General features: G+C 35.2%; 2 protein-coding genes. Both read left to right on the forward strand.

The window, feature by feature from the left end:
* Window positions 1–616, forward strand: a 616-nt coding sequence (locus tag VEI_RS09215) for a helix-turn-helix domain-containing protein (RefSeq protein WP_223209365.1), incomplete at its 5' end; no start/stop codon positions are given.
* The gene (locus VEI_RS09220) at window positions 580–1,434 is read left to right on the forward strand and encodes an IS3 family transposase (RefSeq protein ID WP_223209366.1); all 855 of its coding nucleotides are present in this window, start codon (window positions 580–582) and stop codon (window positions 1,432–1,434) included. The genes VEI_RS09215 and VEI_RS09220, both read left to right, overlap by 37 nt.
* Window positions 1,435–1,470: the final 36 nt, after the last annotated feature.

Below are 1,470 nucleotides of genomic sequence, written 5' to 3' on the forward strand. Positions count from 1 at the left end.
TGATATGTACCCCCTTTACTGGACAACCAGTAAAGGGGGTATTTTCATGAGATATAGTTATGAATTTAAAAAGAAAGCAATTGAATTATTTAATCGAGGTGAATGGCCTAAGACACCTAACGGTGTAACGACAGATACATTTCATAAACTAATAAGAGACTGGGTTAAACTAGAGCAACATCATGGTCCGAACATTAATAAAAATCGAGGGACTAATAAGTATTGGTCTCCAGAAGAGAAATATAGTTTGGTATGCCAAGTGCTCTCTGGCCAAGGATTGAGAACAGTAGCTATTGTAGCTGGTATTAATTCTGGGCAGCTATATCAATGGGTTCATAAATACAAGACTTTGGGATACAATGGTCTTATCAATAAGCCTAAAGGACGACGACCAAAGGATTCTAACATGAAAGTAACAAAGAATATTTCACCTAGACAACTCAATGAGAGTGAATACGAGGAACTCATTCGCTTACGAGCTGAAAATGCTTATATTAAAGCTGAAAATGAAGTCATAAAAAAAGAGATTGCCTTGAGAGAAGAAAAGGAAGCTGCGCGTCTCAAGGCGAAAAAGCAGCAATTATCAAAACACTCAAAAAGCAAGGATATCAACTAAAATATCTTTTAAAAGCTATGGGAATGGCCAAATCCACCTATTATTTTGAGCTCTCTAAAGTGGATCTTGTAGATGAAAGAAATATACAACTTAAAGAGGAAATCCAAAAGATTTTTACAGAGCATAAGGGCCGTTATGGTGTGCGTCGTGTATATCAAGAACTTCTTAATCGAGGTTTTATAGTCAATCATAAACGAGTACAAAGACTTATGAAAGTCATGGGACTCGCGGGAAAGAGACCAAAAGAAAAATATCACTCTTATAAAGGCCAAGTAGGCAAAATAGCCGAAAATATTATCAATAGGGACTTTAGTACAACAGCGCCATTACAAAAATGGACTACGGATGTATCTCAATTTAATTTTCCGTGGGGAAAGTGTTACTTATCACCTATCTTAGATATGAATACGAATGAGGTTATTTCTTATGACTTGGCATTAAGGCCTAATTTAGAGCAGATTTCTCGTATGTTAGATAGAGCTTTCAAAAAGTATCCTAATCTTTCGGGGTTGATTTTCCACTCTGATCAAGGATGGCAATACCAGCATAAATATTTTAGGAACGCACTTAAAAAACATGGAATTATTCAGTCTATGTCCAGAAAAGGAAATTGTTATGATAATTCTGTGATGGAGACGTTTTTCGGTAGATTGAAAACAGAAATATATTATGGTTGTGAAATGGAATATTCATCATTCGATGCTTTTGCGGTAACGATTGAAGAATATATCAACTATTACAATAATAAAAGGATTCAGAAAAAAACAAAATGGATGCCTCCTGTAAAATACAGGGAAGCATCCATGTGTTTAGGCTAGTAAATAATATGTGTCCAGGAAAATGGGTACATATCA

This window comes from Veillonella tobetsuensis, from assembly GCF_001078375.1.
GTDB lineage: Bacteria > Bacillota > Negativicutes > Veillonellales > Veillonellaceae > Veillonella > Veillonella tobetsuensis.